Source organism: Corynebacterium sp. HMSC063A05 (assembly GCF_001809695.1).
Lineage (GTDB): Bacteria > Actinomycetota > Actinomycetes > Mycobacteriales > Mycobacteriaceae > Corynebacterium > Corynebacterium amycolatum.
In genome coordinates, this window is the sequence record NZ_KV798496.1 from 60,880 (window position 1) to 85,781 (window position 24,902).

Annotated in this window: 26 protein-coding genes; 6 read left to right on the plus strand and 20 right to left on the minus strand. The window is 58.2% G+C overall.

Going from position 1 to position 24,902, the window contains the following annotated elements; translation table 11 throughout:
* Positions 1 to 119: 119 nt before the first annotated feature.
* Positions 120 to 521, plus strand: a complete 402-nt coding sequence (locus HMPREF2651_RS02025; RefSeq protein WP_038628682.1) for a DUF2631 domain-containing protein — start codon at positions 120 to 122, stop codon at positions 519 to 521.
* 129 nt (positions 522 to 650) lie between these two features.
* Here the strand turns inward: HMPREF2651_RS02025 and rlmN are convergent, their stop codons facing one another.
* A complete protein-coding gene (gene rlmN, locus HMPREF2651_RS02030; RefSeq protein WP_038628681.1) occupies positions 651 to 1,748 on the minus strand; it encodes a dual-specificity RNA methyltransferase RlmN in 1,098 nt (365 codons plus the stop codon).
* A 117-nt stretch (positions 1,749 to 1,865) separates the two neighbouring features.
* Between rlmN and HMPREF2651_RS02035 the strand changes: the two genes are divergently transcribed.
* Entirely contained in the window at positions 1,866 to 2,294 is a 429-nt protein-coding gene (locus HMPREF2651_RS02035; RefSeq protein ID WP_038628679.1) for a lipopolysaccharide assembly protein LapA domain-containing protein, read from the plus strand.
* Positions 2,295 to 2,315: 21 nt separating this feature from the next.
* Here the strand turns inward: HMPREF2651_RS02035 and HMPREF2651_RS02040 are convergent, their stop codons facing one another.
* The 5 genes from HMPREF2651_RS02040 to rpsB form a co-directional block, all read right to left on the minus strand.
* Positions 2,316 to 3,221: a phosphatidate cytidylyltransferase gene (locus tag HMPREF2651_RS02040; protein ID WP_038628677.1), complete on the minus strand. Its 906-nt coding sequence runs from the start codon at positions 3,219 to 3,221 to the stop codon at positions 2,316 to 2,318.
* Between the two features lie 39 nt (positions 3,222 to 3,260).
* On the minus strand, positions 3,261 to 3,818 hold the full coding sequence (gene frr / locus HMPREF2651_RS02045) for a ribosome recycling factor (RefSeq protein ID WP_038628675.1): 558 nt from the start codon (positions 3,816 to 3,818) through the stop codon (positions 3,261 to 3,263).
* A gap of 83 nt (positions 3,819 to 3,901) precedes the next feature.
* The gene (pyrH, locus tag HMPREF2651_RS02050; protein ID WP_005509726.1) at positions 3,902 to 4,627 is read right to left on the minus strand and encodes a UMP kinase; all 726 of its coding nucleotides are present in this window, start codon (positions 4,625 to 4,627) and stop codon (positions 3,902 to 3,904) included.
* A gap of 182 nt (positions 4,628 to 4,809) precedes the next feature.
* Positions 4,810 to 5,637, minus strand: coding sequence for a translation elongation factor Ts (tsf, locus tag HMPREF2651_RS02055; protein ID WP_038628673.1), 828 nt, complete (start codon positions 5,635 to 5,637; stop codon positions 4,810 to 4,812).
* Positions 5,638 to 5,692: 55 nt separating this feature from the next.
* The gene (rpsB, locus tag HMPREF2651_RS02060; RefSeq protein WP_038628671.1) at positions 5,693 to 6,514 is read right to left on the minus strand and encodes a 30S ribosomal protein S2; all 822 of its coding nucleotides are present in this window, start codon (positions 6,512 to 6,514) and stop codon (positions 5,693 to 5,695) included.
* A gap of 376 nt (positions 6,515 to 6,890) precedes the next feature.
* Here rpsB and HMPREF2651_RS02065 point away from each other — a divergent pair, with 376 nt between their 5' ends.
* Positions 6,891 to 7,412 carry a murein hydrolase activator EnvC family protein gene (locus HMPREF2651_RS02065; protein ID WP_038629559.1) on the plus strand — a complete coding sequence of 174 codons (522 nt, stop codon included), beginning with the start codon at positions 6,891 to 6,893 and terminating at the stop codon, positions 7,410 to 7,412.
* On the opposite strand, the gene HMPREF2651_RS02070 is transcribed toward HMPREF2651_RS02065, so the two are convergent.
* The 9 genes from HMPREF2651_RS02070 to HMPREF2651_RS02110 form a co-directional block, all read right to left on the minus strand.
* Positions 7,409 to 8,323: a tyrosine recombinase XerC gene (locus tag HMPREF2651_RS02070; protein ID WP_038629556.1), complete on the minus strand. Its 915-nt coding sequence runs from the start codon at positions 8,321 to 8,323 to the stop codon at positions 7,409 to 7,411. The genes HMPREF2651_RS02065 and HMPREF2651_RS02070 overlap by 4 nt on opposite strands.
* Before the next feature lie 230 nt (positions 8,324 to 8,553).
* Complete coding sequence (gene dprA, locus HMPREF2651_RS02075) at positions 8,554 to 9,690, minus strand: DNA-processing protein DprA (protein WP_038628669.1); 1,137 nt, start codon at positions 9,688 to 9,690, stop codon at positions 8,554 to 8,556.
* A gap of 30 nt (positions 9,691 to 9,720) precedes the next feature.
* Positions 9,721 to 11,253 (minus strand): YifB family Mg chelatase-like AAA ATPase, encoded by a 1,533-nt coding sequence (locus HMPREF2651_RS02080; protein WP_038628667.1) that lies wholly within the window; start codon positions 11,251 to 11,253, stop codon positions 9,721 to 9,723.
* The gene (locus tag HMPREF2651_RS02085) at positions 11,254 to 11,676 is read right to left on the minus strand and encodes a YraN family protein (protein WP_053088413.1); all 423 of its coding nucleotides are present in this window, start codon (positions 11,674 to 11,676) and stop codon (positions 11,254 to 11,256) included.
* A gap of 210 nt (positions 11,677 to 11,886) precedes the next feature.
* Positions 11,887 to 12,189 carry a DUF2469 domain-containing protein gene (locus tag HMPREF2651_RS02090; RefSeq protein ID WP_005509529.1) on the minus strand — a complete coding sequence of 101 codons (303 nt, stop codon included), beginning with the start codon at positions 12,187 to 12,189 and terminating at the stop codon, positions 11,887 to 11,889.
* Positions 12,190 to 12,243: 54 nt separating this feature from the next.
* Entirely contained in the window at positions 12,244 to 12,963 is a 720-nt protein-coding gene (locus tag HMPREF2651_RS02095; RefSeq protein WP_080972877.1) for a ribonuclease HII, read from the minus strand.
* Entirely contained in the window at positions 12,938 to 13,735 is a 798-nt protein-coding gene (lepB, locus tag HMPREF2651_RS02100) for a signal peptidase I (RefSeq protein WP_038628662.1), read from the minus strand. Before lepB ends, HMPREF2651_RS02095 begins: the two co-directional genes overlap by 26 nt.
* A gap of 74 nt (positions 13,736 to 13,809) precedes the next feature.
* Positions 13,810 to 14,151, minus strand: coding sequence for a 50S ribosomal protein L19 (gene rplS, locus HMPREF2651_RS02105; RefSeq protein WP_038628660.1), 342 nt, complete (start codon positions 14,149 to 14,151; stop codon positions 13,810 to 13,812).
* A gap of 139 nt (positions 14,152 to 14,290) precedes the next feature.
* On the minus strand, positions 14,291 to 15,694 hold the full coding sequence (locus HMPREF2651_RS02110) for an HNH endonuclease signature motif containing protein (RefSeq protein WP_049181482.1): 1,404 nt from the start codon (positions 15,692 to 15,694) through the stop codon (positions 14,291 to 14,293).
* A 228-nt stretch (positions 15,695 to 15,922) separates the two neighbouring features.
* On the opposite strand from HMPREF2651_RS02110, the gene HMPREF2651_RS02115 reads away from it, so the two are divergent.
* A complete protein-coding gene (locus HMPREF2651_RS02115) occupies positions 15,923 to 16,906 on the plus strand; it encodes a DUF1648 domain-containing protein (RefSeq protein WP_049181485.1) in 984 nt (327 codons plus the stop codon).
* 23 nt (positions 16,907 to 16,929) lie between these two features.
* Here HMPREF2651_RS02115 and HMPREF2651_RS02120 read toward each other — a convergent pair whose 3' ends face one another.
* The gene (locus tag HMPREF2651_RS02120; RefSeq protein ID WP_049181488.1) at positions 16,930 to 19,248 is read right to left on the minus strand and encodes a Tex family protein; all 2,319 of its coding nucleotides are present in this window, start codon (positions 19,246 to 19,248) and stop codon (positions 16,930 to 16,932) included.
* 82 nt (positions 19,249 to 19,330) lie between these two features.
* Between HMPREF2651_RS02120 and HMPREF2651_RS02125 the strand changes: the two genes are divergently transcribed.
* Positions 19,331 to 19,825, plus strand: a complete 495-nt coding sequence (locus tag HMPREF2651_RS02125; RefSeq protein ID WP_049181492.1) for a DUF1877 family protein — start codon at positions 19,331 to 19,333, stop codon at positions 19,823 to 19,825.
* Here the strand turns inward: HMPREF2651_RS02125 and HMPREF2651_RS02130 are convergent.
* The 4 genes from HMPREF2651_RS02130 to rpsP form a co-directional block, all read right to left on the minus strand.
* On the minus strand, positions 19,785 to 20,432 hold the full coding sequence (locus tag HMPREF2651_RS02130; RefSeq protein WP_049181494.1) for a phosphatase PAP2 family protein: 648 nt from the start codon (positions 20,430 to 20,432) through the stop codon (positions 19,785 to 19,787). The genes HMPREF2651_RS02125 and HMPREF2651_RS02130 overlap by 41 nt on opposite strands.
* Positions 20,432 to 21,319, minus strand: a complete 888-nt coding sequence (gene trmD, locus HMPREF2651_RS02135; RefSeq protein ID WP_038628650.1) for a tRNA (guanosine(37)-N1)-methyltransferase TrmD — start codon at positions 21,317 to 21,319, stop codon at positions 20,432 to 20,434. The genes HMPREF2651_RS02130 and trmD overlap by 1 nt, the downstream gene beginning before the upstream one ends.
* Positions 21,316 to 21,810, minus strand: a complete 495-nt coding sequence (gene rimM, locus HMPREF2651_RS02140) for a ribosome maturation factor RimM (RefSeq protein ID WP_049181515.1) — start codon at positions 21,808 to 21,810, stop codon at positions 21,316 to 21,318. Before rimM ends, trmD begins: the two co-directional genes overlap by 4 nt.
* Positions 21,811 to 21,954: 144 nt before the next feature.
* A complete protein-coding gene (gene rpsP, locus HMPREF2651_RS02145; protein WP_038628648.1) occupies positions 21,955 to 22,437 on the minus strand; it encodes a 30S ribosomal protein S16 in 483 nt (160 codons plus the stop codon).
* Positions 22,438 to 22,735: 298 nt separating this feature from the next.
* Between rpsP and HMPREF2651_RS02150 the strand changes: the two genes are divergently transcribed.
* Positions 22,736 to 24,886: an acyltransferase family protein gene (locus tag HMPREF2651_RS02150; RefSeq protein ID WP_049181498.1), complete on the plus strand. Its 2,151-nt coding sequence runs from the start codon at positions 22,736 to 22,738 to the stop codon at positions 24,884 to 24,886.
* Positions 24,887 to 24,902 lie beyond the last annotated feature (16 nt).

A 24,902-nucleotide genomic window follows, 5' to 3' on the forward strand; every position in this document is an offset into this window, starting at 1 on the left:
TTACACCCGATACTCAAGATTGTCTGAAAATGCGCTCAGTCGCTTTCAGCAAAATCGCAGATAGACTGAAGTGCATATAGAGTGCAATTCGCCGAAAGTGTTAACAGGAGGACTTTCAAGTGAGCAACCACGAGCCAAAGGAAGAGATTTACCGCGGCGTCAGCACCCTCGACGAGCCGTCGGCGAAGTGGGGCTGGCACGGCATTAGCAAGAGCGCTATGCAGAAGGCCGGCTGGATTTCTGTGATCTTCCTGCTGGGCATGACCATCGGTAACCACAAGGGCAACGTCGAGAACTGGTGGCTGGTCGCCATTGCTGCTCTTATTGCCATTGGGCTGCTGCTGCAGCTGTTCGCCCCGCAGGGTTCCCAGGTCCGCACCGTTACCGGTCACAACAAGCCGGAAGGCCACATTGAGCCGGAGTGGGCACGTGACCAGGTTAACGGCACTGGTGTCTACGCTAACCTGACCGACTCCCAGCTGCGCTCCTGGAACCGCCTGCCGGAAGGACAGAACCAGTAGAGTTAGCCACTTTTGCAGTAAGTCTGGCCTAACAGCTCTATAGCGACAGCTCTATAGCGACAGCTCTATAGCGACAGCGCACAAAAAGATCCGCACCGAATTCGGTGCGGATCTTTTGCTATTCAGCGACTAAACCTCTTCAGCCGCCAGCTGACCACACGCTGCCGCAATCTCGTTGCCACGGGTATCGCGGACCGTGCACGGCACCCCCTGCGCCTGCACGCGACGGACGAATTCCTCCTGCTGCTTCTTCGGGGAGGCATCCCACTTCGAACCCGGAGTTGGGTTAAGCGGAATGAGGTTGACGTGGACACGTGAGCCCAGAGCGTTGTGAAGCTTCTTGCCCAACAGGTCTGCACGCCAGTCCTGGTCATTAATATCGCGAATCAAAGCGTACTCAATAGATACGCGACGGCCAGTCTTGTCTGCGTAGTAGCGAGCTGCATCAAGTACCTCCGCCACTGTAAAGCGATTGTTAATCGGTACCAGCTCATCGCGAAGCTCATCGTCCGGAGTGTGCAGAGACACCGCGAGGGTCACTGACAGGTCCTCGTCGGCAAGCCGTCGGATGTTCGGCGCGAAACCGACCGTAGAAACAGTGACATTGCGCATCGAGATGCCGAATCCCTGCGGCGACGGCCGCGTGATGCGATGGACCGCGGCGAGAACGCGATTGTAGTTCGCGAGCGGCTCGCCCATGCCCATAAATACGATGTTGGTCAGACGACCGCCCTCAGCTGCCATAGTAGCAGCGGCCTCACGAACCTGGTCGACAATCTCCGCGGTGGAAAGATTACGCTGCAGACCGCCTTGACCCGTCGCACAGAATGGGCATGCCATACCGCAACCGGCCTGTGAGGAGATACAGAGGGTCGCACGCCCCGGATACTTCATCAGCACGGATTCCAGCAGCGTACCGTCACCTGCACGCCACAGAGTCTTACGGGTCTCGCCGTCGTCACAGGTGATGTGGCGAACGGGAGTCAACAGAGGTGGGAAGAGACTGTCCTTGACCTTTTGACGATCTGCTTCCGGCAGATCAGTCATCGTCATAGGGTCAGCCTCGAGCCGACCGTAATAGTGCCGGGCAATCTGATCGGCACGGAAGGCCGGCAGGCCCAGTTCCTTGACCGCAGCTTTCCGTTCCTCAACATCGAGGTCCGCAAAATGGGTCGCGGGCATGCCGCGACGTGGAGCTTTAAGAACGATTGGAAGTGAAGATGCCATGATAGCACCCATTTTCGCATGTAATGACGGTTTTGGCCTAATGAGTGACTCGGCAGCCGCAACTAAGTGGACCTTTATAAGTGGTACATACCTGCCAAAACGTGTTGAATGATAGGTATGACTAACGCTAATCAGCCGAATAACGACAGTCCGCTTTTCGATGATGCTCCGTCGCACTCCCCAAATGATTCCGTGGCTCCTGCACCTGAGCAGGACAACCTTCCAGAGCCAGTCGTTGACGCACCGACAGAGAAGGACTCCGCACCGGAGCCAGCGCCCGCCCCTGGCCGGCGCAAGGTGAAAAAGACTACCGCGGGCTCGATGTGGGTTGGCCTGGTCATCAGTGCAGTTTTGCTGATCGTACTGCTGGTGTTCATTCTGCAGAATCAGCAGGAGACCGCACTAAACCTGTTCGGCTGGACCTGGAACTTCCCAGTCGGCGTCGGAATGCTGTTCGCTGCCATCCTCGGCGCCCTCATCACCGCACTCATCGGTGGCTGGCGAATGTTTGATCTGCGCCGCCAGATTCGTAAGGGCGGCAACTAAAGGCCGATTGAACCAGCCAAATTAAACTAGGCTGAATAGCTGCAATATCAGCCACGTCATCGCGGCTGATGGCAGCATGCCATCCAGGCGGTCCATCAGACCGCCGTGGCCCGGCAAAATCGAGGACATATCTTTAATCCCCAGATCTCGTTTGAACTGGGACTCCATCAGGTCACCAAGCGTAGCCGAGATAACCAGGGCGATGCCCAGCACAATGCCCTGCCACCACGGCGCGTGCAACATAAAGATCGCACAGAGCGCTCCAGTAATGGTGGCGAGTACAAGAGAGCCGCCGAACCCTTCCCAGGATTTTTTAGGGCTTACCTTTGGGGCCATCGGATGCTTTCCGAACATTACACCAGCGGCATAGCCTCCGACGTCATTTGAAATAACGCCAATCATGAAGGTCACAATGACCAGACGCGGATCAACCCCCCAGGGATTGTCCATGCGTACCAGCTGCACAGCTAGCGCGGCAAAGAACGGAATCCACATCACCACGAAAACTCCGACTGCGACATCTCGCAGCCAGTTCCGTGGTGCTTCGGCCATCCCGTGTAAGAACAGGCGGACGACCAGCAAGAGCATCAGGGTCGCGGCCAGGCCCATCACCAAACCGTCAATCCCCCAGTAGGCGGACAACCACACCATCAGCTGTCCGCCGAGAATCAGAACCGGGCGAGGGACCTGCCAATCGGACTCACGGAGCCGCTCGCAGACCTCCCAGGTTGCGAGACCAACCGCCCCGGCGACCAGAACGGTCCATGCGAGCGACCCCAGCAACAAGCTGATGATGACGACTGCACCAAGTGCTACGCCCACCGTGATTGCAACCGACAGGTTCCGGCCTGCTGAGTTGCGTGGCTTAATAAGCCGTAGTTCGTCTAGAACACGTTCCTTATTGGACGCTGGCTTCGACGTTGGCATTGGCGCCTCAAATCCCCTCTCCCGGTTGAATATGAAGGCCTAAACCTCCATCAGTTCCGCTTCCTTGCGTTCAACCAAGGAGTCCACCTGCTCGACGTAGTTCTTGGTGACCTGGTCCAGCTCCTTTTCGCCTGCCTGCACCTCATCCTCGCCAGCATCGCCGTCCTTCTGAATCTTCTTCAGAGTTTCCATGCCCTTACGACGGACATTGCGAATCGCGATCTTGGCGTCTTCGCCCTTCGAGCGGGCAACTTTAACCATCTCACGACGGCGCTCCTCGGTCAGCTGCGGGATAGTTACGCGCAGGACCTGGCCATCATTAGTCGGGTTCACACCCAGGTCGGAGTTGCGAATCGCGTTTTCGATGTCGCCCATGACGCTCAGCTCATACGGCTTAATCAGCAGCATGCGCGGCTCTGGAACCGAAATGGTAGCCATCTGGGTAATCGGAGTCGGAACACCGTAGTACTCCGCAATAACGCCGTTGAACATCGCCGGGTTCGCACGGCCAGTGCGAATGTGGGTCAGCTCCTCGCGGCAGTGTTCTACGGAGCTACCGTACTTTTCTTCACAGTCAAGCAGGACTTCATCAATCATTGTGTTTTTAACCTCGGGTTTCTACGCGGGTTCTAGATAGTTCTAGAGCGCTCTGTGGAAAGAACGTATTACGAACAAATTTATCAGCTGTGGACGAGAGTACCGATTTGCTCACCGGCTACCGCGCGCGCAATGTTTCCGTCGGTAAGCAGATTAAACACGAGAATCGGCATGTTGTTGTCCATGCACAGGGAGAAAGCGGTGGCATCCGCAACGCGCAGGTCGCGTTCCAGAACCTCACGGTGGGTGATGTCGTCGAACAGCTCTGCGTCCGGCACCTCACGTGGGTCGGCCGAGTAGACACCGTCAACGGCCTTGGCCATCAGCAGCACCTCGCAGCCGATCTCCAGGGCGCGCTGGGCGGCGGTGGTGTCGGTGGAGAAGTACGGCATACCCATACCTGCACCAAAGATGACCACGCGGCCCTTCTCCAGGTGGCGCTTAGCACGCAACGGCAGGTACGGCTCCGAGACCTGTGCCATATTGATTGCAGTTTGAACGCGGCAGTCCACGCCCTCCTGCTCGAGGAAGTCCTGCAGAGCCAGGCAGTTCATGACCGTGCCCAGCATGCCCATGTAGTCAGAGCGTGCGCGGTCCATGCCGCGCTGCTGAAGCTGTGCGCCACGGAAGAAGTTACCTCCGCCGATGACGACACAGACCTCGACGCCCTTTCGGGAAACTTCCGCAATCTGTCGGGCAACGTTTTGCACCACGTCCGGGTCAACGCCAACCTTGCCGCCACCGAACATTTCACCACCCAGCTTGAGCATCACACGTTTGAAGCCATTGCGCTCGACAGATTCTGCCATGACCATGCACCTTTCTCACACCGTTTAAAAAGTCGCAGACGAGTCTACCCGGTCACGACAGCAAGGCACACTTGACGCTCCGCATTGTCTGCAACATGGCAGCAAAATGCCCCACCCGAAGCAATCGGATGGGGCATTCACACTAGCTAGCAGCTAGAGGTTAGAGCACAAATTACAGCGAATTAGTGCTGACCAACCTCGAAGCGGACGAAACCGGTCAGGGTAACGCCAGCCTCTTCCATGAGCTGCTTAACGGTCTTCTTGCTGTCAGCGACGGAAGGCTGCTCCAGCAGAACAACGTCCTTGTAGAAGCCGTTCAGACGGCCCTCGACGATCTTGGCGATAGCCTGCTCCGGCTTGCCCTCTTCGCGAGTAATCTTCTCGTAGACAGCGCGCTCTGCCTCGACGCGGTCAGCCGGGACATCCTCGCGGGACAGGTACTGAGCCTTCAGAGCGGCAACCTGCATAGCTGCTGCGTGAGCAGTCTCTGCAGCGCCCTCTCCCTCACCGGTGTAAGCAACCAGAACACCGACAGCTGCCGGCAGGTCTGCTGCACGGCGGTGCAGGTAGACAGCGATGTTGTCGCCCTCGAGAGTAGCAGCGCGACGCAGCTCCAGCTTCTCACCGATCTTTGCGGAGAGCTCCTGGGTAGCCTCAGCTGCGGTCTGACCGTCGAGGTCAGCTGCTGCGAGCTCTTCCGGGGAGTTTGCCTTGACTGCTGCGGCAGCGTCGGCGACCTTGTTGGCGAAGTCGATGAACTCCTGGTTCTTGGCAACGAAGTCGGTCTCGGAGTTGACCTCGACCATGGTGCTACCAGAAACAGCAATCAGGCCCTCGGCAGCGGTGCGCTCTGCACGCTTGCCGACGTCCTTTGCGCCCTTAATGCGCAGGATCTCGACAGCCTTGTCGAAATCGCCGTCGGTCTCGACGAGTGCGTCCTTACAAGCCTTCATGCCGGAGCCGGTCAGCTCACGGAGCTTCTTGACGTCAGCAGCAGTGAAATTCGCCATGCTGGGCGTTCCTCCTTGTGGTGGTTAGAACTTGTGGTGGTTAGAAAGTTCAGCTTTACTCAGCGGATGCCGTCTCAGTTGCAGCGGAGCCCTCGGCGTCCATCTCTGCAGCCTGGTCGGTGTTCTCAGCGGCGGACTCAATCGGAGCGTCGCCTGCTGCTTCGCGAGCAGCGTTGGCCTCGCGCTCAGCGCGAGCCTTGCGGCCCTCTTCAACAGCGGTGGAGATGATGCGGGTCAGCACGGAAGCAGCGCGGATTGCGTCGTCGTTGCCCGGGATCGGGAAATCAACGTCATCCGGGTCGCAGTTGGTGTCCAGGATGGCAACAACCGGAATGCCCAGCTTCTTAGCCTCGGAGACAGCGATGTGCTCCTTGTTGGTGTCAACAATCCACAGTGCGGACGGAACCTTGGACATGTCGCGAATGCCACCCAGGGTGCGCTCCAGCTTGGTGCGCTCACGGGTCAGCATCAGGATTTCCTTCTTGCCGCGACCCTCGTAGCCGTTTTCAGCAGCGTCCATTGCCTGAAGCTCCTTCAGGCGAGCCAGGCGCTTGGAAACGGTGGCGAAGTTGGTCAACATACCGCCGAGCCAGCGGTGGTTGACGTACGGCATGTCAACGCGCTCCGCCTCGTTCTGAACGGCTTCCTGAGCCTGCTTCTTGGTACCGACGAACAGGATGTTGCCACCGTGAGCGACAGTCTCCTTGACGAACTCGAAAGCCTCGTCGATGTAGGTCAGGGTCTGCTGCAGGTCGATGATGTAGATACCATTGCGCTCGGTGAAGATGAAACGCTTCATCTTCGGGTTCCAACGACGGGTCTGGTGACCGAAGTGGACACCTGCATCGAGCAGTTCTCGCATGGATACAACAGCCATGTCATATTCAGGGAAGATTCTCACGTCCAGCCTGACTAGGGCTGCGGCTGCTTCCCTTCCTTTCTTATCCGATATAGGTGGTTACAGTTCACGCACAGGCTTTCCCTGTGCCCTAGCGCTCCCCCGCTGCCTCACACCCGACAGATATCCTGCCGAGCACCCGTGAACCAGCCGGAATGGGTCGCGCGCGTAGTCTTTGTGCTAATGACCGCCCATTAAGGCAGACACCGCGAGCGTAATCTTATCTGATACATCGCGCAGGTCGCAATATCTGACACACCCTACTATCCACAGGGCAAAAAGTCATCCACAGCTAGAACCGTTTGCAATGCACTGCCGCTTGTCGACGAGTGCAGCGTCCGCCACACTATCGCGCATGACGACCAAGCAGAGTTTCAGGCGCTCGCTAATGCGCACATTAGCGCTATTCGTGCTCGCTGTCGCGCTAACAACACCCCCAAGCCCACCTGCAGCTACCGGCGAACCAATATCCACTATTGCACATACCTTCCCTGTCCACGGCAAAGTTCTACGCGACTACGCCCCACCGGAAAAACGCTGGCAGCCTGGACACCGCGGAGTTGACCTGAACGCCTCCCCGGGCCAGCCAATCCGCGCCTCAGCGCCCGGTGTGGTGCATTTCGCCGGTTCTATTGCCGGAATGACTTCCGTGTCGATCATGCACGCCGATGGCATCCGCACAACCTATCAGCCCATAGATACCGCACTAGAAAAGGGAGACCGCGTGGCCGCAGGCCAGGTGATTGGCCATCTTGTGGTCAGCGCCAATCATCCCGAACCGGGCCTGCATTGGGGTGCGCTGCGCGGCAAGGACTATCTCAATCCGCTGGATTTGATACAGCGGAGGCCAATCGTGCTCAAGTCCGTGCGCAGTTAAGCGCGCGGATGTGCCCGCTTATGTACTTCACGGAGGCGGTCCGCTGAGACGTGGGTATAAATCTGTGTGGTCGCCAGACTCGAATGGCCGAGCATCTCCTGCACCACACGCAAGTCAGCGCCACCTTCCACCATGGCCGTGGCCGCAGAGTGCCGAAGCGCATGCGGTGAAACATCAGCCCATTTATGAATAACTCGGCGCGCCTGCCGCGGATTCAACCTACCTCCACGCACACCGAGAAAAAGCGCATGTTCAGCCTGTGCGGAAGCATGAAAGTTTCCACGCACCTGGAGCCAGCCTTTGAGCACCGCCTCCGCTGGCATCCCAAAGGGCACGATGCGCTGCTTGTTACCCTTACCCACTACCGAGATGATGTGGCGGGAGAAGTCCACATCAGAGACGTCGGCCTTGCACAGCTCCTCTACACGCATCCCAGTGGCATACAACAATTCCACGATGGCCAAGTCGCGTGCCGCTACTGCACTGTCCTCAGAAGAGACTTTCTCGATTGCTGCCTCAACCTTCTCCGGCGAGAGCACTTCCGGGAGATGCTGATGCTTCTTCGGTGTTGACAGCCGCAGCGACGGATCAGCATCGAGAAGTTTCCGAGCTACAAGCCAACTACAGAACTGCCGAATAGACGTCGTTAAGCGAGCCAGCGATGACCGCGCAGCCCCCTCCGCATGCTTCGCGCCGAGGTGCGCACGGATGACCGGGGTGGAGAGTTCACTGATGTGGTTCAGGCCGGCGAGGAGGGGGATGAGATCGGCTCGATAGGCGCGGACGGTTGCACCGGAGAGCCTGCGGGAATAAGTCAGCTCATCGAGAAAATCCATGAGTACGGCCTCAATATTGGCGGATAGCCCGAAATCCGGATCAGCCGTGTCGTCTTTATCGGTTGCGCGCTTCACGGTTCTGACCTTAGTCGATGCACGCCGCAAGGCCTCACCAGACAGCGAAAAAGGCAGTGACTCCGACTTTCGCCAGAGCCACTGCCCTATTGCCTCACCCATGTCACAAGCCCGTTTCCGTAACAGTTACTTAGGCTTGCCTTGCCTATATTACTGAGTGTACAGAGAATTGCAATACCTAATTCAAGATTTTTTCGAGATTCTTTGCAGAAGGTTTTACTAATACTTCACTAACGCCTCTGTTCCTGGCGCAACCACCCACCCTCCACTCGATTGGTCAGCCCCTGTCCCTGCAGCTCTAACAACAAATGTGTCGTAAGCGCTATGGCTAATCCCGCCTGTGCCGCGACTTTTCCCACTGGTGTTGGCTCCGCAGAATTCAGGGAGTCGTAGACAGCGAGCTCGTTTCGAGAAAGCTTCTGCACCGCCGACTTTTCCCACAACAATTCGAGCTGAGCATCCTCATTCACTGTGCCAACTGACCGATACAGCGACCGCACATTGTCGGCACTACACACCAGTACAGCCTCGCCACTGCGGATTAGGTCATGACAGCCAGAGGTTGTTTGCAGCGTCACCGGTCCCGGCACTGCTCCCAAGGGCTTGTTTAGCCTCACTGCCCAGTTCGCTGTGTTGCGCGCCCCTGAACGCCAGCCCGCCTCGACGATTGTGGTTGCTCGTGATAGGGCCGCTACCAGCCGATTCCTAGTCAAGAACCGATGTCGCGCAGGTCGCACTCCCGGTGGATACTCCGTGACCAGCGCACCCCGCTCTGCAATCCGGTCGAAGAGTTCTGCATGCGCCCGCGGATAGTCAACCCCTACACCACCCGCTCCGACCACAACCGTAGTGCCGCCAGCGTCGAGCGCAGCACGATGCGCCGCGGCATCAATCCCCAACGCACCACCACTGATGACACTAACTCCCGCATTCGCGAACTGCCCCGCGAATTGGGCCGCCACTTGTGTCCCGTAGCTGCTGGCCATCCGCGTTCCGACAATCGCCACCGCTTCACTGAGCATCTCCCGCAAGTCACGGCCACGAACCCACAGCGCAAGTGGTGGCGCATCGGCGCGGTCACGGACTTCGAGCGTCGTAAAGCAGGACAGCAGCTCCCCCGGCCACTCTGGGTGTCGCGGATAAATAAGGCGCCAACCCATCGCTGCCGCCAGCTCTAGATCGTGGCCACTCTGGTCAACCTCGGCTCGTGCCTGCGTCGTATTGAGTAGACCTTCCGGCAGCCCGGCGCGAACCTTGATCCTCTCCGCTACCTCTACCGGCCCAAACTCCGTCACGAGTCGCACAATCTGCGGATGCGTCGCCTCTACCACACGATTCAGATAGGCCCACGCGTGAATTTCGTCCATTTTCTCCCCCTTGATAATGGTTCGGTTGTATTAGCCGCCCTCGCGGTCGTGCAGCTTGCAGGCACGTTGCACGTGCTCGAAGGTAAACGCGTCTATCCCCTCGAGATCTGCAAGTGTCCACGCCACTGCGATTACTTTGTCCACTCCCCGCTGGGTAATCTCTCCTTTTCTCAGTTGGAAGTCCAATAGCGCCATCGCCTCCTCGTCCAGGCCCGCGTGACGACGGAGAAGCGAACGTGGCACGCTCGCGTTGGTGACGGCCACTTCGTCGGCAAGACCCAAGCCCTGCCATCGGCGGCAGGCACGGTCACGTGCGGCCTGTACCCGCTCACGAACGGCCGCCGAGGGCTCATTGTCTGCTTTGTTTCTGATGCCCAGATTGGCCCCGGCAGGACTCAGCGTCACGTTGAGATCCATGCGATCGCGAAGCGGCCCCGATAATGCACGACCGTGTTTGGCTCGCTCAGCACTAGAACAGGTGCATTCGCTGGCATATGCCGCCCCACACCGACATGGATTAGTCGCCATGACTAGCTGCGCTCTAGCCGGAAAGGTCATTCGATGGTGCGTACGCAGGTGGACGACCACCCCGTTTTCCAGCGGCATCCGCAACGCATCCAATACTGCCGGGCGCATGAGAGTAATTTCATCCAAAAAGAGCACCCCATGGTGGGCAAGGCTAAGCGCGCCGGGCTTGGGCACGGCACCACCTCCGACTAGCGCTGCCACAGTGGCGCTGTGATGTGGAGCCACAAAAGGCGGATGCTGGACAAGCGTGTCCCTATTATCGAGCGCTCCGGCCACCGAATGCAGCGCGGTAACCTCCAGCTGCTGCCACTTCTGCAATGGTGGCAGAATTGTGGGCAAACGCTCAGCAAGCATGGACTTGCCAGTTCCCGGAGAACCCTGCATGAACAGATTGTGCCCACCTGCTGCGGCTACCTCGAGAGCGAAGCGCGCTTCAGATTGACCATCGACATCGGCTAGGTCTACCGAAAAGGTTTGTTCGCTGGGGTCGTCGTTAAGCGCGGTCCTCAAACCCGATCCGGTGAGCACCCAACCCCATAGCTGTGTGAGGTCAGCTGCGGTACAGACTGCGATGCCGTCGACAAGCGCGGCTTCGGCGGCGTTGGCGGCGGGGACGATAACCCAACGGGCTCCAGCTTCGCGGGCGGCAAGGACCTGCGGTAGCACCCCTAGCACCGGCCGAATGGAACCGTCGAGCCCGAGTTCGCCAATGAGAACCGTCTGACGGAGGCGACCGCGTGCCTCCATGTCATCGTTGGTTGCGATAAGGATGGCGCAGACGATGGCGAGATCAAAGCTGGTGCCGTGCTTGCGGATATGCGCCGGCGACAAACTCACAACGACTTTTGTCTTCGGCCAGAGCAGTTGTGAGTTGGCAACTGCCGTGCGCACGCGATGCTTGGCTTCTCCGACGGCGGCATCGCCGAGCCCACCGATATACATTCCTGGCAAGCCACGCCCAACGTCAGCTTCGACCTGCACAATTGTTCCCTCAATGCCACTGAGGCTGACCGCAAGGGCTGTACCGACAGTCATCTAGCAGTCCCACATGATTCCGTCGCAGATTGCGGGAATGTACGTAACCGCTACGACCGGAGGACTGGATGAAGGGCTGGATACGGTGACTTCTGCGCAGTCGATAATTACGGCATCTAACCAGTAGGTGGAGCTTTCTGACAGCCACCGTGCCGCTGCTTTGCGCAAATGACGAATCTTGGCTGCTGTGATTGCCTCTCTGCCGTCCCCAAACTGACTACTTCGCGAACTGCGCCGCGTTTTTACTTCCACAAAATGCAGCCGGCCGTCGACGTCTTCAGCAATAAGATCGAGCTCATAGCGCCCGACGCGTTCATTCCGAGCAATAACTTCCCACCCCTGATCCTCCAACATCTCAGCGACGAAATCCTCCCCGAACTCGCCGAGCTGTCTTGTAGTCAGTTCTTCGAAGTCCTGTGTCATAGCCCCGGTCCCCCTGGTTCCCCATTGAATTCTTCTTTGGCTATTTGCTGCCTAGACTTTTGCCGCCTTGGCGGTTCGGAAACACTCTTGCACAGCGGGCATGACAAAGGCCTTCCGATAGATGCTCGGAAGGCCCTAACTGTGGATAATTTTTCGACTGTGGATAACTGTTAGCAGCTAGCTATACCAAGAGATGAGAAGCTATAAAAGCTACGGCAGTCGTAGGTCAGGCTTATCCAGTTCCTCGATATTGACGTCCTTGAAAGTGATGACGCGCACGTAGCGGACAAATCGTGCCGGGCGGTGGACATCCCACACCCAGGCGTCCGACATCCGCAGCTCGAAGTAGACCTCGTTTTCGCTGTTGTGCGGGATTAGCTCCACAGCGTTGGCAAGGTAGAACCTACGCTCCGTCTCAACAACGTAGGAAAACTGACTAACGACATCGCGGAACTCCTTGTACAGAGATAGTTCAACGTCGGCCTCGTAGTTTTCTAGATCTTCTGCGCTCACGACCGCGACGGCTCCTTCGAGTGTTTACATGTTGCTCTTTTTGTACATGTTGGTCTATTCGGGGTGCTCAAGATACTCCGCGTGCGCCAAGCGCACATTGCGGTATGACCACCGATGTTCCGGGGTCGCGCCATGGCGCGAAATCGCTTCCATATGCGATGCCGTGCCGTAGCCCTTATGCCCCGCCAGACCATAGTCCGGATACTTCTCCGATAGGTCAACCATAATGCGGTCGCGGGTGACTTTGGCTAAGACACTCGCAGCAGCAATACATCGGCAAGCGGAATCACCGCCAATCACGGGCAAATAGGGTGCCGTGAAGCCGGACACCTTGAGTGCGTCGGTAAGCACGTAGCCAGGACGCTGCCCCAACCCGGCTACCGCGCGGCGCATTCCAGTGACATTCGCGTCCTGGATGCCGAATTGGTCGATGTAGGACGCGGGGATCGTCGTCACGCAAAAAGCGGTGGCGAAGCGTTGGATGAGCGGAAAGAGCCGTTCGCGTGCGGCCGGCGTGAGCTTTTTAGAATCGGTGAGCTTATCCAGTTCTGCGATAGGGCGTTCGGGAAGGCAGCAGGCGGCGATAACTATCGGGCCTGCACAGGCGCCGCGGCCAGCTTCGTCGACCCCAGCTACAGGTCCAAAGCCGCGCTTTGCCAGCGCGACTTCCATCGTGCGCGCCTGCTTCAACCTCCGTAGTTTCGGCGCCGGCAGCGCCAGCAGACTGGGCAGGCTAGTTGTGCTGGATTTAGTTGTGCTGGATGTCCGGATCATCGACGCCACCGATTCGGTTAAACGGCAGAATGATTGCCTGCACCTTGCCGACGACGTTATCCAGCGGCACAGTACCCTGCAGCTCGTCACCCATGTGATAGCGAGAGTCCGCAGAGTTGGTGCGGTTGTCGCCCATGACCCACAGATGCCCCTCCGGCACTGTTATCGGCCCGAAGTACGGGCCACCACACTGCTCTGAGCCAAGATTATCCACCACCGGCTTGTCTGCCGGAGTTTTAATGAAATCCTGGTCTGTCATCTTGCCGTCTACCATGATGCCGGGATCTCCTGGGCGGCACTGCACAGTCTGACCACCCGTGGCAATCACACGCTTGACCAACGCATTTTCATCCGGTGCAACAAGGCCAATCCAGGACCCAACCGTCTGCAGCGAGTTCGCCACCAGGTTAGTTGAACGCTGTGACACGTAGTTACTATTCCAGGACTCCGGGCCATTAAAGACAACAACATCGCCGGGCTTGGGATCTGAGAACTGGTAGGAAACCTTATCCACCCAAATGCGGTCACCAGTGCACCCCGCACAACCGTTGAGCGTCGGCTGCATCGACTCAGATGGGATCACGTAGACGCGGCCGATAAAGGACTGCACACCGGCACTGATGAGCAGGGCAATCACGATAATGATTGGAATCTCGATGTACCACGGAGTGTGCTTTTCAGGCTCCTCGCCAAGTTTCCGGAAGCCTTTCAAGCCATCAGTACGGTCTTCTTTTTGGCCGTCAGCCTGTTCGCGCGAATCGTCGTCGGTCATGGAAAAAGACTATACGCGATAGAAAAATCCCCACCGAGCTCAACACTCGATGGGGATTATTTTGCGCCAAAAGACTAGCGGCGCTCCTTGATGCGTGCAGCCTTACCGCGCAGGTTGCGCAGGTAGTACAGCTTCGCACGGCGAACGTCGCCCTTGAAGACAACGCGAATCTCATCGATATTCGGGGAGTGCACCGGGAAGGTACGCTCAACGCCGATACCGAAGGACATCTTGCGGACGGTGAAGGTCTCACGGATGCCGCCGCCCTGGCGACGGATAACGACGCCCTTGAAGACCTGAATACGCTCGGTCTTACCTTCAACAATCTTTACGTCGACCTCGACGGTGTCACCAGCGCGGAACTCCGGAATGTCGTCGCGCAGGTATGCTGCATCAACCTTGTCAAGAATGTTCATGGAAACTTATTCCTTTACTTTTTGCATAGACAGAGGACCCTGGCGGCGCTTTCCCACAGAGGGACGCTCGGCCGGTTCATGCCCGAAACAGGTAAAGCTGCCTATAAAGACAACTTGGGGATTATTACACACCCCCTGGTCAGAAACCAAATTCATCCATGTTCGGCGGGTCTTCGGTGTCGGGTGAATCAGTGTCGGGCGAGTCAGTGTCGGGCGAGTCAGTGTCTTCGCCCTTGCGTGCTTCCTCGACCAATTTCTGTGATTGCTCAATCAGCTCTTGGCGGTACTGGTTATATTCTTCCAGTGCCTGCGTCATCCGCAGACCGCGCTTGTCAAAGGTGTAGCGCCCATGTCCGGCGAGCGGCCCATCTTCCATGCTCACCGTCTTTTTGCCCGTGCTTGACGACGTCCACAGTTCCACTCCATCTCGATCACGTGCAACATTCCACAGCCCAGCTGTTTTCATGTTGTGGTGTCGGCGACAGAGGCAGTGGAGGTTAGGAGTTTCTGTTGCCCCACCCTCGGCTGGGTTTTCCTTGTTGTAGGGCTCGATATGGTCAATGTCGCAGAATTCCGCTGGGACATCGCAGCCGGGGAAGCGGCATGTCCCGTCACGGCCTTGGATGTACGCCCGCTGACTTTCGGTTGGGGTGTAGCCCTCCGCAGATTCGTCGGCAAGCAAGCGGATATGCGTAACCTTGTCAATCCACGCCTGCGTTGCCAACTGCGAAATCCACCCCACACCACCAAGCCAAGCCGTGCGCGGGCGTTCCTCGGTGGCGGGACAGTACAGGTTGAGAACGACCTTCGCCTCCGCGGTGCCACGGATGAGATGCGTTAGAGCTTCGACACGGGTACAGCCCGCCGAGGTTGAGATAGCTTGGAGAGTGGTCTTGAATTCGAGAGCGCGGGTCTTTTCCAGCTCCATGAAAACTTCCGCGAAGTTGTCGCCTTCTTCAAAACCGATGCTCTCCCCCACTATCTCGCGCTCACCGGCGGGAAGTAGCGGGTCAACGTCCCCCGGAAGATTTTTCGGACGCAGCTGGGGTTCAATTTGCTCGATTACCTGTTGCAAGAACTTGTGCAGACTACGAATTCCTCGGAGAACTTCACCTTGTCTGCGAGGAATAACAAAGCGCGCAATCTCTTCCTCTACGACCTCGCGCACCTCTGGGTTTTGCAGCGGCGCCGTTGCGCGGGCGATGGTGAGCAGATGCCGAAAAGGCAAGTGAGCACGAGCCTTGACGAAAGCACCCAGGCGAGGCATGAGGGCTAGCTGGATGCCGACCTCCACATACTCCAACGCTTTACCGCGGGCAATCCCCAGCTCAGGTGCAATCTCAGCAATGTAGGCATCCACATCTATTTCAAGCGACTGAGGCGCACAGCTCAAAGAAATATCCAGCTCTAGGCGATTGCGTTGAATCCCCGCTACGGCCAACGGATTAGTGGATGCCTCATGGAAAAACTGCGGCGCTTCAGGCAGCAAAGCCGCTTCGTACACATCGGACGGTCGGTTGGCTGGACTAATTTGATTAGACATTGTTCCCCCAAAAGCCCCAACACCGAGAAAACATGCTCAAACACTTCATGTTCTTGCTACCCCTATTTTAGCACTCCCGTTCGATTACGCAACCCTTTTTTTGACAACCTTTATCGCACTTCTTTTCGGCCTTATTGTTCGAGGCGAACCATGCATTACCAAGGCGCACGAGCAACGTGCATCACCAACGTGCAATACCGCCCCACCTCAACTGCTAAAATTGTCTCCATGCCGCAGATTCCACGCTTTGACCCCTGGATTGTTCGAGGAACAATCATCGCCCCGTGTGTACTGGCCATTGCACAGCTTCTGTGGGTGATTGCTATTTCCGAGCGACTACCGGAACAAATAGCAACGCATTGGAGCGGTAACGACGCTCCCGACGGTTTCATGCCGCCAATTCAAAGCACCTTGATTACGGCCATCATCGTCATCGCATGTGCACAGATCGGTTGGCTCGGTGCCAAGACCAGTACGCCGCTTGTCGTACGCAAGCCAATTGCAATAACCAATCTCGCCCTCTGCGGCTTCTTAATCGGTGTTGAATTCGCGATTATCATCCCGCAAATCGGCACGACGGACCCTATGACCGCCCGAATCGGCTGGTTTTATGCAATCGCCGGTGTCGTCATCGGTCTAGCAGCTGCCCTGTTCGTGGCGCGCCGCCTCAAGGACTACTCTTCGCTTACCGACGCCACGGTCACCGAACCTGCATCGCCAGAGTTGCCCCATCGAGAAGGAGACCCGACTCCCATCGATGTCAGCGTGACTATCTCTAATGGCGTCAAGGCTGCCCTCGCAGTCTGGTGCACAGTGTCTATAGTGCTCGCAATATTCCTTCCGATCCTTGGCATCATTTTTCTCCTGTGCACGCCGCTATTCCTCATTGCATATGAGACCGGCATGACACTAGATACCGACCCAAAGACAGATTCCATCACTATTTTTAACGGTTGCGGACCATTGAAGATGAAGCACCGCATCGAGCTTCGAACCGTTAAGTACGCGGCACCGGCGAAATATAACTGGGCCGACGGTGGCGGTATTGGGCTTCGACTTGGCAATGATGGCCGCATCACCGTGGCGGCACGGTCAGGCGAGGCAGTCAAGATTGAGACCTCAGGGTCCGATTACACCATCGTTGTACCTGATGGAATGGCTGGGGCTGTCGCGGGTGAGATCAACAGCCGCATCGACGCTATGCGCCAATAGGCTATGCGCTAACAGCTCAAGCGCTAAAAGCCTGCCCTGCGCAGCGCATCGGCCATGGAACCGCCCTGCTTCTTGTTCTGGGAACCGCGCTTGCGCCCCTTACCGTGACCATCACCACGACGACCATCTCCATGACCTTCACGGCGACCGTCGCCACGCTTTGGCTTGGCATCCGAGGTGTCGTCGTCAAGCCTGAGCGATAGACCGATACGGTTGCGTTCAACGTCAACGTCGAGAACCTTCACTTTGACCACCTCGCCCGAGCGGACGACCTCATGTGGGTCGGAGACGAAACCGCGCGCCATGTTGGAGACGTGAACGAGGCCGTCCTGATGGACTCCGACGTCGACGAAGGCGCCGAAGGCCGCGACGTTGGTGACCGTGCCCTCGAGGATCATGCCGGGCTTAAGGTCGGAGACCTTCTCCACGCCCTCCTTAAAGGTGGCGGTGACAAACTCGGGACGTGGATCGCGGCCAGGCTTGTCCAACTCAGCCAAGATGTCCTGGACGGTGGGCAGACCGATGCCGGCGGAGTCGTCGACGAAGTCTTCGGCACGCAGCTTGGACAGGACGCGGGAGTTGCCGATGAGCTCCTGGACGCTGACGCCAGCCGACGCTGCGATAGCGTCGACGACGCGGTAGGACTCGGGGTGAACTGCAGAGGCATCCAGCGGGTTGGTAGCGCCGTGAATGCGCAGGAAGCCGGCGCATTGTTCGAAGGCCTTGGGGCCGAGACGCGGAACCTTCAACAGTTCCTTTCGGGAGGTAAAGGCGCCGTTTTCGTCTCGGTATGCGACGATATTGTCCGCAACGGTCGAGGACACGCCAGCAACGCGACCGAGGAGCGGCGCGGAGGCGGTATTGACCTCCACGCCGACAGCATTCACGGCATCTTCAACCACGGCATCGAGAGAGTGCTCGAGCTTGGTCTGGGAAACGTCGTGCTGGTACTGACCGACACCGATGGACTTCGGATCGATTTTGACGAGCTCGGCAAGCGGATCCTGCAGGCGGCGGGCAATCGACACGGCACCGCGGAGCGAGACATCCATGTCCGGGAACTCGGCTGCTGCCAGGGACGATGCGGAGTACACGGAAGCACCGGCCTCAGAGACCACCACTGGGGTCGGCTTCTTGCCGCCGGCCTGAGCGATCAGGTCGGCGATTTCGCGGGCCAGGGTTTCGGTCTCGCGGGAAGCGGTGCCGTTGCCGATGGCCATGAGCTCCACGCGGTGAGTGGCGCAGACAGTGGCCAGCTGCTCCTTGGCGCCAGACCAGTCATTGCGCGGCTGGTGCGGGTAGACGATGGCAGTGTCGAGCACCTTGCCGGTGGAGTCGACAACGGCGCACTTCACACCATTGCGGTATCCCGGATCCAGGCCGAGAGTGGCGCGCTGACCAGCAGGGGCAGCCAGCAGCAGGTCGCGCAGGTTACGGGCGAAGACATCCACAGCTTCAGCCTCGGCGCGCTCCTTCAGTCGAGTGCGGGCATCGAGGGCAGCGGAAACCTCCAACTTGGTACGCCAGCCGAAACGAACGGCCTGGTCAATCCACTTGGAGGCACCGCCGTCGGGAAGCTCAAAGGCCTCACGAATCATGTGTTCGTAGGTCTCATCTTCACCCGCATCGATGTTGAGAGTCAGGATGCCCTCGGCCTCTCCACGCAGCACGGCCAGCACACGGTGGCTGGGCATGGTCTCCAGCGGTTCGTTGTGCTCGAAGTAGTCGCGGTACTTCGCGCCCGCAGTCTCCTTGCCCTCCACCACGGCAGCGGCGGCGGAACCGGAAGACCACACCTGCTCACGGACAGAGCCCACCAAATCAGCATCAGTAGCGAAGCGATCGACCAAAATGGCACGGGCACCGGTCAGAGCGTCCTTCGTATCCTTACCAGCTGCCTCGCCATATTTAGTGGCCAGAGCCTCAGGGTCCGCGGCGGGGTCGGCCAGTAGCTCCTCCACCAGCGGTTCGTACCCGGCCTCACGCGCAATATCGGCCTTGGTCTTGCGCTTCTTCTTGTACGGCAGGTAGAGATCCTCCAACCGTGCCTTGGTGTCGCAGGCGAGGATGGCGGCCTTGAGGTCGTCGTTAAGCTTTCCCTGCTCTTCGATGGCGGCGAGAATCGTCTGCTTGCGCTCTTCTAGTTCGCGCAGGTAGACGACGCGTTCCTCGATGAAACGCAGCTGTGTGTCATCGAGCCCGCCGGTTACTTCTTTGCGATAGCGGGCGATGAAAGGCACGGTGTTGCCTTCGTCGAGAAGCTTGATAGCGGCGGCGACGGCACTTTCGGCAATGTCCGCACCAGTGGCGGCGAGTTCTCGGGCAATTACTGATGAAATCACCCGGGCAACTTTACTATCGTGGAAGTACCAATTGGCGAACGCCCCACAGAAGGCTCGCAGTTAACACCGGAAAAGGAGCCCCATGAAGCAGAAACTCTGTGCCGAATACCTGCGCATTTCCGATGAGGAGGCAGCACGGTTAGTTGAGGTCGCCGCACCTGCGGCGACCAGCGACGGCGGCACGGCGGGGCTTGTTAACGACGGCGCGGAGAAGATTATCCTGCAGCACTTCGTCGACGTTCCGGACGAAGATGCCCTGGATATCGACACCGACTGGGAGTCCTTGCTGCGCACCCTGACCGGCAATCCCATCGACGGCCAGGCGCTCGGCGACCCGCTGGCGGAGGCCATCCTCGGCGCCGACCGCGTCTGCCGCCAGCCGCTGTCCGCGGTCATCCGCGCCGATCGCGTCGGCGACGTACACCAGACGCTGGCAAGCATCGACTTAGACGCCCGTATCACGGACAATGGTTCGCTTATCGACGAAGCCACTGCGACGCAGCGCTACCGCGAACTCTTAGCTTTCTATGAGGAGACTAAAGCAGCGCGTAGCGCCGTGCTCGTGGCCATCTCCTAAGAACCAACAACGCAACTGCCAAGCCGATAACTCCGGCGATAAGTCCGCCGATAACATCGGTGAGCCAGTGCGCCCCGACCCACACGCGTGATAGTGCCACGGCACCGATAAGCGCGACGATGGCCAGGTCAAGCAGCTTGCGGGCTGTGCGCCGCAATACGGGGATGGCAAGCTGCATCGCGGCCATGCCGCTGGAGGTAGCCGCTGCCACATGTGCAGAAGGAAACGCTGCATCGTGCAGGTTGACCAGCGAGAACTCCTCGCCCGGTCGGTCGCGGTCCAAAAACCACTTCATGGCATAAGTCACCGCAATCGACGAACCGAATGACGCTGGCAGTAGCAACGCCCACGCACGGAAGCGGAACCACAGGAGTGCCGCAGCAACAAGCGTGACCGGCGCGACGTAAATCGGCCGGATAATCTCGCTCAAAGTCAGCATCAAACTATCGACGCGGCCATTCCGTGCCCCATGCAGGTCACTGACCCAGCCTGCAAACGACTGATCTACGCTCCCCGCCAGCTGCGTTTGAGTGAACCACGCCAGTGCCCCTAGGACAGCTAACCAACCAATGACGTGCCGGGGTCGCGCAATTCGAACACGTGCCACTAGCAGTTCTCCTCGGTTACTTCCCCAATGACCTCTTGAATTATTTCCTGGTCACGGACGCTGAGGTCGACGTCGGCAAGCAAATCCGGACGACGTTCGGCCGTACGAATGAGTGACTGATCGCGCCGCCAACGGTCCACCAGCGCGTGATTGCCGCTGAGGAGAACGTCCGGCACTTCTAGTCCACGCCACTCGCGCGGCTTTGTGTAGGACGGCCCTTCGAGCAGACCGTCAGAGAAAGAGTCCTCCTCGTGGCTCTTGCGGTTGCCCAACACACCTGGGATTAACCGCACGACGGACTCCGCAATCACCAGCACCGCCACCTCCCCGCCGATCAGCACATAGTCCCCAATAGAGACCTCACGCACGCGATAACGATTAGCGGCATCATCAATAACGCGCTGGTCAATGCCCTCGTAGCGCCCGCACGCGAACACAATGTGCTCCTCGTGTGAGAACTCCTGCGCCATCTGCTGCGTAAACGGCTCGCCCGCCGGGGTCGGGACAATCAGCAGGGGCTTCGCTGAATCTTCTTCACTTAACGACGGCACTTCCGCTGCAGCATAGGAAGATTCCTCGGCCAAACCCAGTTTCTGATCATGGCGAACATTGTCCGAATGCGGCACAGCGGATGTCAACGACTGCTCCACTTTCAGCGTCGCGATCTCGTCGAGGGCGGGACCCCAGACATCCGGCTTCATAACCATGCCGGGGCCACCGCCGTAGGGCGAGTCATCCACGGCTTGGTGTACACCTGGCGCCCAGTCGCGCAGGTTGTGCACTCCGACGCTCAAAATGCCCTGTTCGATTGCCTTACCCAGCAGCGCATGACGCAGTGGCTCGAGGTATTCCGGGAAGATTGTGACTACATCGAGACGTAAGCTCACAGCTCCAACAGTCCTTCCGGTGGCGTGATGGTGACGGTAGAATTCTCAAGGTCTACTTCCGGAACGATTTCCTCTACCAGAGGGATAAGAACCTCTCGGCCGCCTCCGTCAAGCGTGACTTCAAGGAGACGGTGAGCGGGAGCACGGACGATAGAAGTGACCTCGCCGATATCGGTGCCGTTGTGGACAACGCGCAGGCCTTCGAGTTCAAAGTCATAAAAATCCTCGTCTTCGAAGACGGGTTCGGCATAAAACTTCATGCCCCGATAGCGCTCGGCCTCATTGCGGCCCGGAATCTCCTCGAAGCGAACCAGCAGACGGCCCTGGTGCGGACGCGCCGTTTTCACAGTCAGCTGTTCTTCACGGCCCGCCTGTACACCCAACAGCGTGGTTCCGACTGCGAAACGCCCTTCCGGGTCATCCGTTGTTGCATCAACGACGACTTCCCCGCGCACACCGTGGGGCTTAATCACTCGGCCAATAAGCACCATGTCAGCTACCGACACGCGCACACTCCCTCTCTTATAAAGGCTCTGTAAAACACCCGCATAAAGCAAAAAAGGCGCCACCCAACACTTCGTCTTGAAGTATAAGGTAGCGCCCGGATTAGCTAAGCGGCGTACTCAGCGTCCTTATTACTCGGCGTCCTCGGAAGCCTCGGACTCAGCAGCCTCAGCCTCGGCAGCCTTTGCGGCCTCCTCAGCTTCCTTAGCAGCCTTAGCTGCTTCCTTGGCCTCGCGGCGCTTAGCGGTGATGGCCTCCGCGGACGGGCCGTTGTTGGCCTCTTCCAGAGCCTTGTTGAACAGCTCGAGCTTGGTCGGCTTCGGCTCAGCAACCTTCAGAGTGCCCTCTGCACCCTCGAGGCCCTTGAACTTCTGCCAGTCGCCGGTGACCTTCAGCAGAGCCAGAACCGGCTCGGTCGGCTGTGCGCCGACGCCCAGCCAGTACTGAACGCGCTCGGAGTCAATCTTGATAATCGACGGCTCTTCCTTCGGCTGGTAGATGCCCAGGTTCTCAATGACCGCACCGTTGCGACGGGTACGAGCATCAGCAACGACAACGCGGTACTGAGCAGTACGAATCTTACCCAGGCGCTGCAGCTTAATCTTGACTGCCATGAGGAGTTCCTCTTTCTTCTATGTCACTGGACAATACTTATGCATCCAAGCTCACCAGTAATTACTGACGAGGTGCCTTGAACCGGTTTTGCCCTTGGGATATTTACACTGCGCGTGACCACCGGGCGGCCGTGGCCGGATCCGATGAATTCGCAGTCGTGCCTCAGCTGAGGATTCTCATTGAGACAACTCGAGGTATGTTACCAGCAGTTTTTGGAAATTAACAAAACTGCGCACTCGAAACTCTGCATACCCACTAAAGCTGAACGTCGTTGACAGTGCGGTAACGTAACATTCTATGAAAACCACCGGCACCCAGTATAGGTATGACTTGGACGGACTACGGGGCATTTCAATTGCCCTCGTAGTCCTTTTCCACGTTTACGTCGGTCGCGTTTCCGGTGGTGTGGACGTATTCCTCTTGCTCTCCGGGTTTTTCTTCTTCGGCGCGCAGTACCGCAATGCCATCAATCCCCGGCAGTCCATCAATCCGTGGTGGAGCATCTGGCGCACGCTGCGTCGCCTAATCCCGACACTGGTGCTGGTCCTCTTCGCGACAACCCTGTTTGTCATTTACTTCATTCCATCGCTTCGCACCATTGACATTGCCCAGCAACTCCGCGCCAGCCTGCTCTACTACCAAAATTATGAACTGGCACTCCAGGGCTCGGACTACGCTGCCGCAGAGAGCGAAACTTCCCCACTGCAGCACCTGTGGTCAATGTCGGTGCAGGGTCAGTTTTACCTCGGCTCAATCTTGCTCATCTCCCTACTCGCCTGGATGACGCGCTCATCCCGGATTGTCGGGACTGTCACCTCACCAGTGGAGGCGAAGCGTACCGACGCTACTGGCGGTAGACTCCGCCGAATCCTCACTCCGTTGCTGGCAGTTATCACTCTCGGCTCGCTTGCCTATGCCTTCTATATGCACTCCGAGAACCAGGGGTGGAACTACTACTCCACTGTCAGCCGCCTCTGGGAACTCTGCCTCGGCGCACTACTCGGACTGATTCTTGTCCGGGGCTCCATCCCCATGCCCACGCCTCTACGAGTGCTGTTAGCAGGCATCGGCCTCGCACTGGTGGTCTCCACCGGTTTCATCTTCGACGGTGCCGCACAGTTCCCAGGCCCTTGGACACTATGGCCCCTCGGAGGTGCTGCGCTGATTATTATCGCTGGCCCCGAGGCGGGTTGGATCTCCAAGTTCCTGGCCAGCCGCCCAATGCGCGAGATAGGCCAGAGCGCCTACGCGCTCTACCTGTGGCACTGGCCTCTTCTCATCCTGGCCATAAACTACCTCAACCGCGATACTCCGGGGTTGAAGCTTGGCACCGCAGCGATTGTCGTTTCCTTCATTTTGGCCAAGCTCACCAACAAGTATGTCGAGCTGCCACTGGCTCAATCGACTCGCCGACCGACCCGGACTCAGCCCGTCGTCGGCGATGCAATCCACGCAATTAAGCATCGTCACCCGGCTCGTCGCCAAGCGGTAGTCGGCGCTGTTGTAATCATTGCGTTGGTTGGCATGACCAGCCTTGTCAACGTGCAGCAGCTGCGCGTCAATCGTGCCTCTGCCACCAGCCTAGATCCAATGGTCTATCCAGGTGCGCTCGCGCTTACCGACGGGTACGAGGTGCCGAAGGCAGCCACAAAGCCGAATACCGATTTCATCACTGACCTCTGGCCGGAACCCGCCCTCGATGGTTGCCTTGTGACAGGCGGCGAAGACGTCGGGTATTTCCCGCCGAATCGCCGTTGGCGCGATGAGACCCAGCCGTGTGTTTACGGTGACCCGGATGCTAGTGAATCGATTGTCATCATCGGGGGCTCGCACATGGAACACTGGTTCGCCCCAATTGATGCCTACGGCAAGAAGCACGGTTACCGAGTGGTCGTTCTCCTTCGACAGGGCTGTCCAGCGACTTTAGAACCAATCCACGGAGTCGGCGACATCTGCGTGCCCTGGACTTTCGAGGCACTGCAGAAAATTGACGAGGTTCAGCCAGAGATGGTTTTCACCACCTCGACCAGGCCCTTATTCCAGGCGGACCCACCGCAGCCCGGCGACTATACGCCGGATGGCTATGTCTCGTTTTTCACTGCTCTACAAGAACGCGAAATTGATTTCTTCGCAATCCGCGATAACCCGTGGGCGCTACGGGAGGACTTGAGTCAGTTCTCCCCAAGCGTGTGCGACGAAGCGAACGAAGATTGCACCATCCACCGCAAAACTGCTCTAAATGCAGAAAATCCCGCTGAGGAAATTCTTGCAAACTTCCCCAACGGGCACAGTCTAGATTTTTCCGACATCTTCTGTGGCCCGACTACCTGCCGCAATGTTATCGGTAATATCTACGTCTACCGCGACAGCAATCACATCACTGATGAACTAGCGGCCACCTTCAGTGCCGAAATGGGCCGCCAGATCCAGGAGAGCCTGCGGGGCTAGCTACTTCTTGCCCCAG

Excerpts from the sequence above, each read along its gene's own strand:
- rlmN (WP_038628681.1), bottom strand. The coding sequence starts at position 1,748 with ATGGCATCTTCACTTCCAATCGTTCTTAAAGCTCCACGTCGCGGCATG.
- HMPREF2651_RS02035 (WP_038628679.1), top strand. The coding sequence starts at position 1,866 with ATGACTAACGCTAATCAGCCGAATAACGACAGTCCGCTTTTCGATGAT.
- HMPREF2651_RS02040 (WP_038628677.1), bottom strand. The coding sequence starts at position 3,221 with ATGCCAACGTCGAAGCCAGCGTCCAATAAGGAACGTGTTCTAGACGAA.
- frr (WP_038628675.1), bottom strand. The coding sequence starts at position 3,818 with ATGATTGATGAAGTCCTGCTTGACTGTGAAGAAAAGTACGGTAGCTCC.
- pyrH (WP_005509726.1), bottom strand. The coding sequence starts at position 4,627 with ATGGCAGAATCTGTCGAGCGCAATGGCTTCAAACGTGTGATGCTCAAG.
- tsf (WP_038628673.1), bottom strand. The coding sequence starts at position 5,637 with ATGGCGAATTTCACTGCTGCTGACGTCAAGAAGCTCCGTGAGCTGACC.
- rpsB (WP_038628671.1), bottom strand. The coding sequence starts at position 6,514 with ATGGCTGTTGTATCCATGCGAGAACTGCTCGATGCAGGTGTCCACTTC.
- HMPREF2651_RS02065 (WP_038629559.1), top strand. The coding sequence starts at position 6,891 with ATGACGACCAAGCAGAGTTTCAGGCGCTCGCTAATGCGCACATTAGCG.
- dprA (WP_038628669.1), bottom strand. The coding sequence starts at position 9,690 with ATGGACGAAATTCACGCGTGGGCCTATCTGAATCGTGTGGTAGAGGCG.
- HMPREF2651_RS02080 (WP_038628667.1), bottom strand. The coding sequence starts at position 11,253 with ATGACTGTCGGTACAGCCCTTGCGGTCAGCCTCAGTGGCATTGAGGGA.
- HMPREF2651_RS02085 (WP_053088413.1), bottom strand. The coding sequence starts at position 11,676 with ATGACACAGGACTTCGAAGAACTGACTACAAGACAGCTCGGCGAGTTC.
- HMPREF2651_RS02095 (WP_080972877.1), bottom strand. The coding sequence starts at position 12,963 with ATGATCCGGACATCCAGCACAACTAAATCCAGCACAACTAGCCTGCCC.
- lepB (WP_038628662.1), bottom strand. The coding sequence starts at position 13,735 with ATGACCGACGACGATTCGCGCGAACAGGCTGACGGCCAAAAAGAAGAC.
- rplS (WP_038628660.1), bottom strand. The coding sequence starts at position 14,151 with ATGAACATTCTTGACAAGGTTGATGCAGCATACCTGCGCGACGACATT.
- HMPREF2651_RS02110 (WP_049181482.1), bottom strand. The coding sequence starts at position 15,694 with ATGTCTAATCAAATTAGTCCAGCCAACCGACCGTCCGATGTGTACGAA.
- HMPREF2651_RS02115 (WP_049181485.1), top strand. The coding sequence starts at position 15,923 with ATGCCGCAGATTCCACGCTTTGACCCCTGGATTGTTCGAGGAACAATC.
- HMPREF2651_RS02125 (WP_049181492.1), top strand. The coding sequence starts at position 19,331 with ATGAAGCAGAAACTCTGTGCCGAATACCTGCGCATTTCCGATGAGGAG.
- rimM (WP_049181515.1), bottom strand. The coding sequence starts at position 21,810 with ATGGTGCTTATTGGCCGAGTGATTAAGCCCCACGGTGTGCGCGGGGAA.
- rpsP (WP_038628648.1), bottom strand. The coding sequence starts at position 22,437 with ATGGCAGTCAAGATTAAGCTGCAGCGCCTGGGTAAGATTCGTACTGCT.
- HMPREF2651_RS02150 (WP_049181498.1), top strand. The coding sequence starts at position 22,736 with ATGAAAACCACCGGCACCCAGTATAGGTATGACTTGGACGGACTACGG.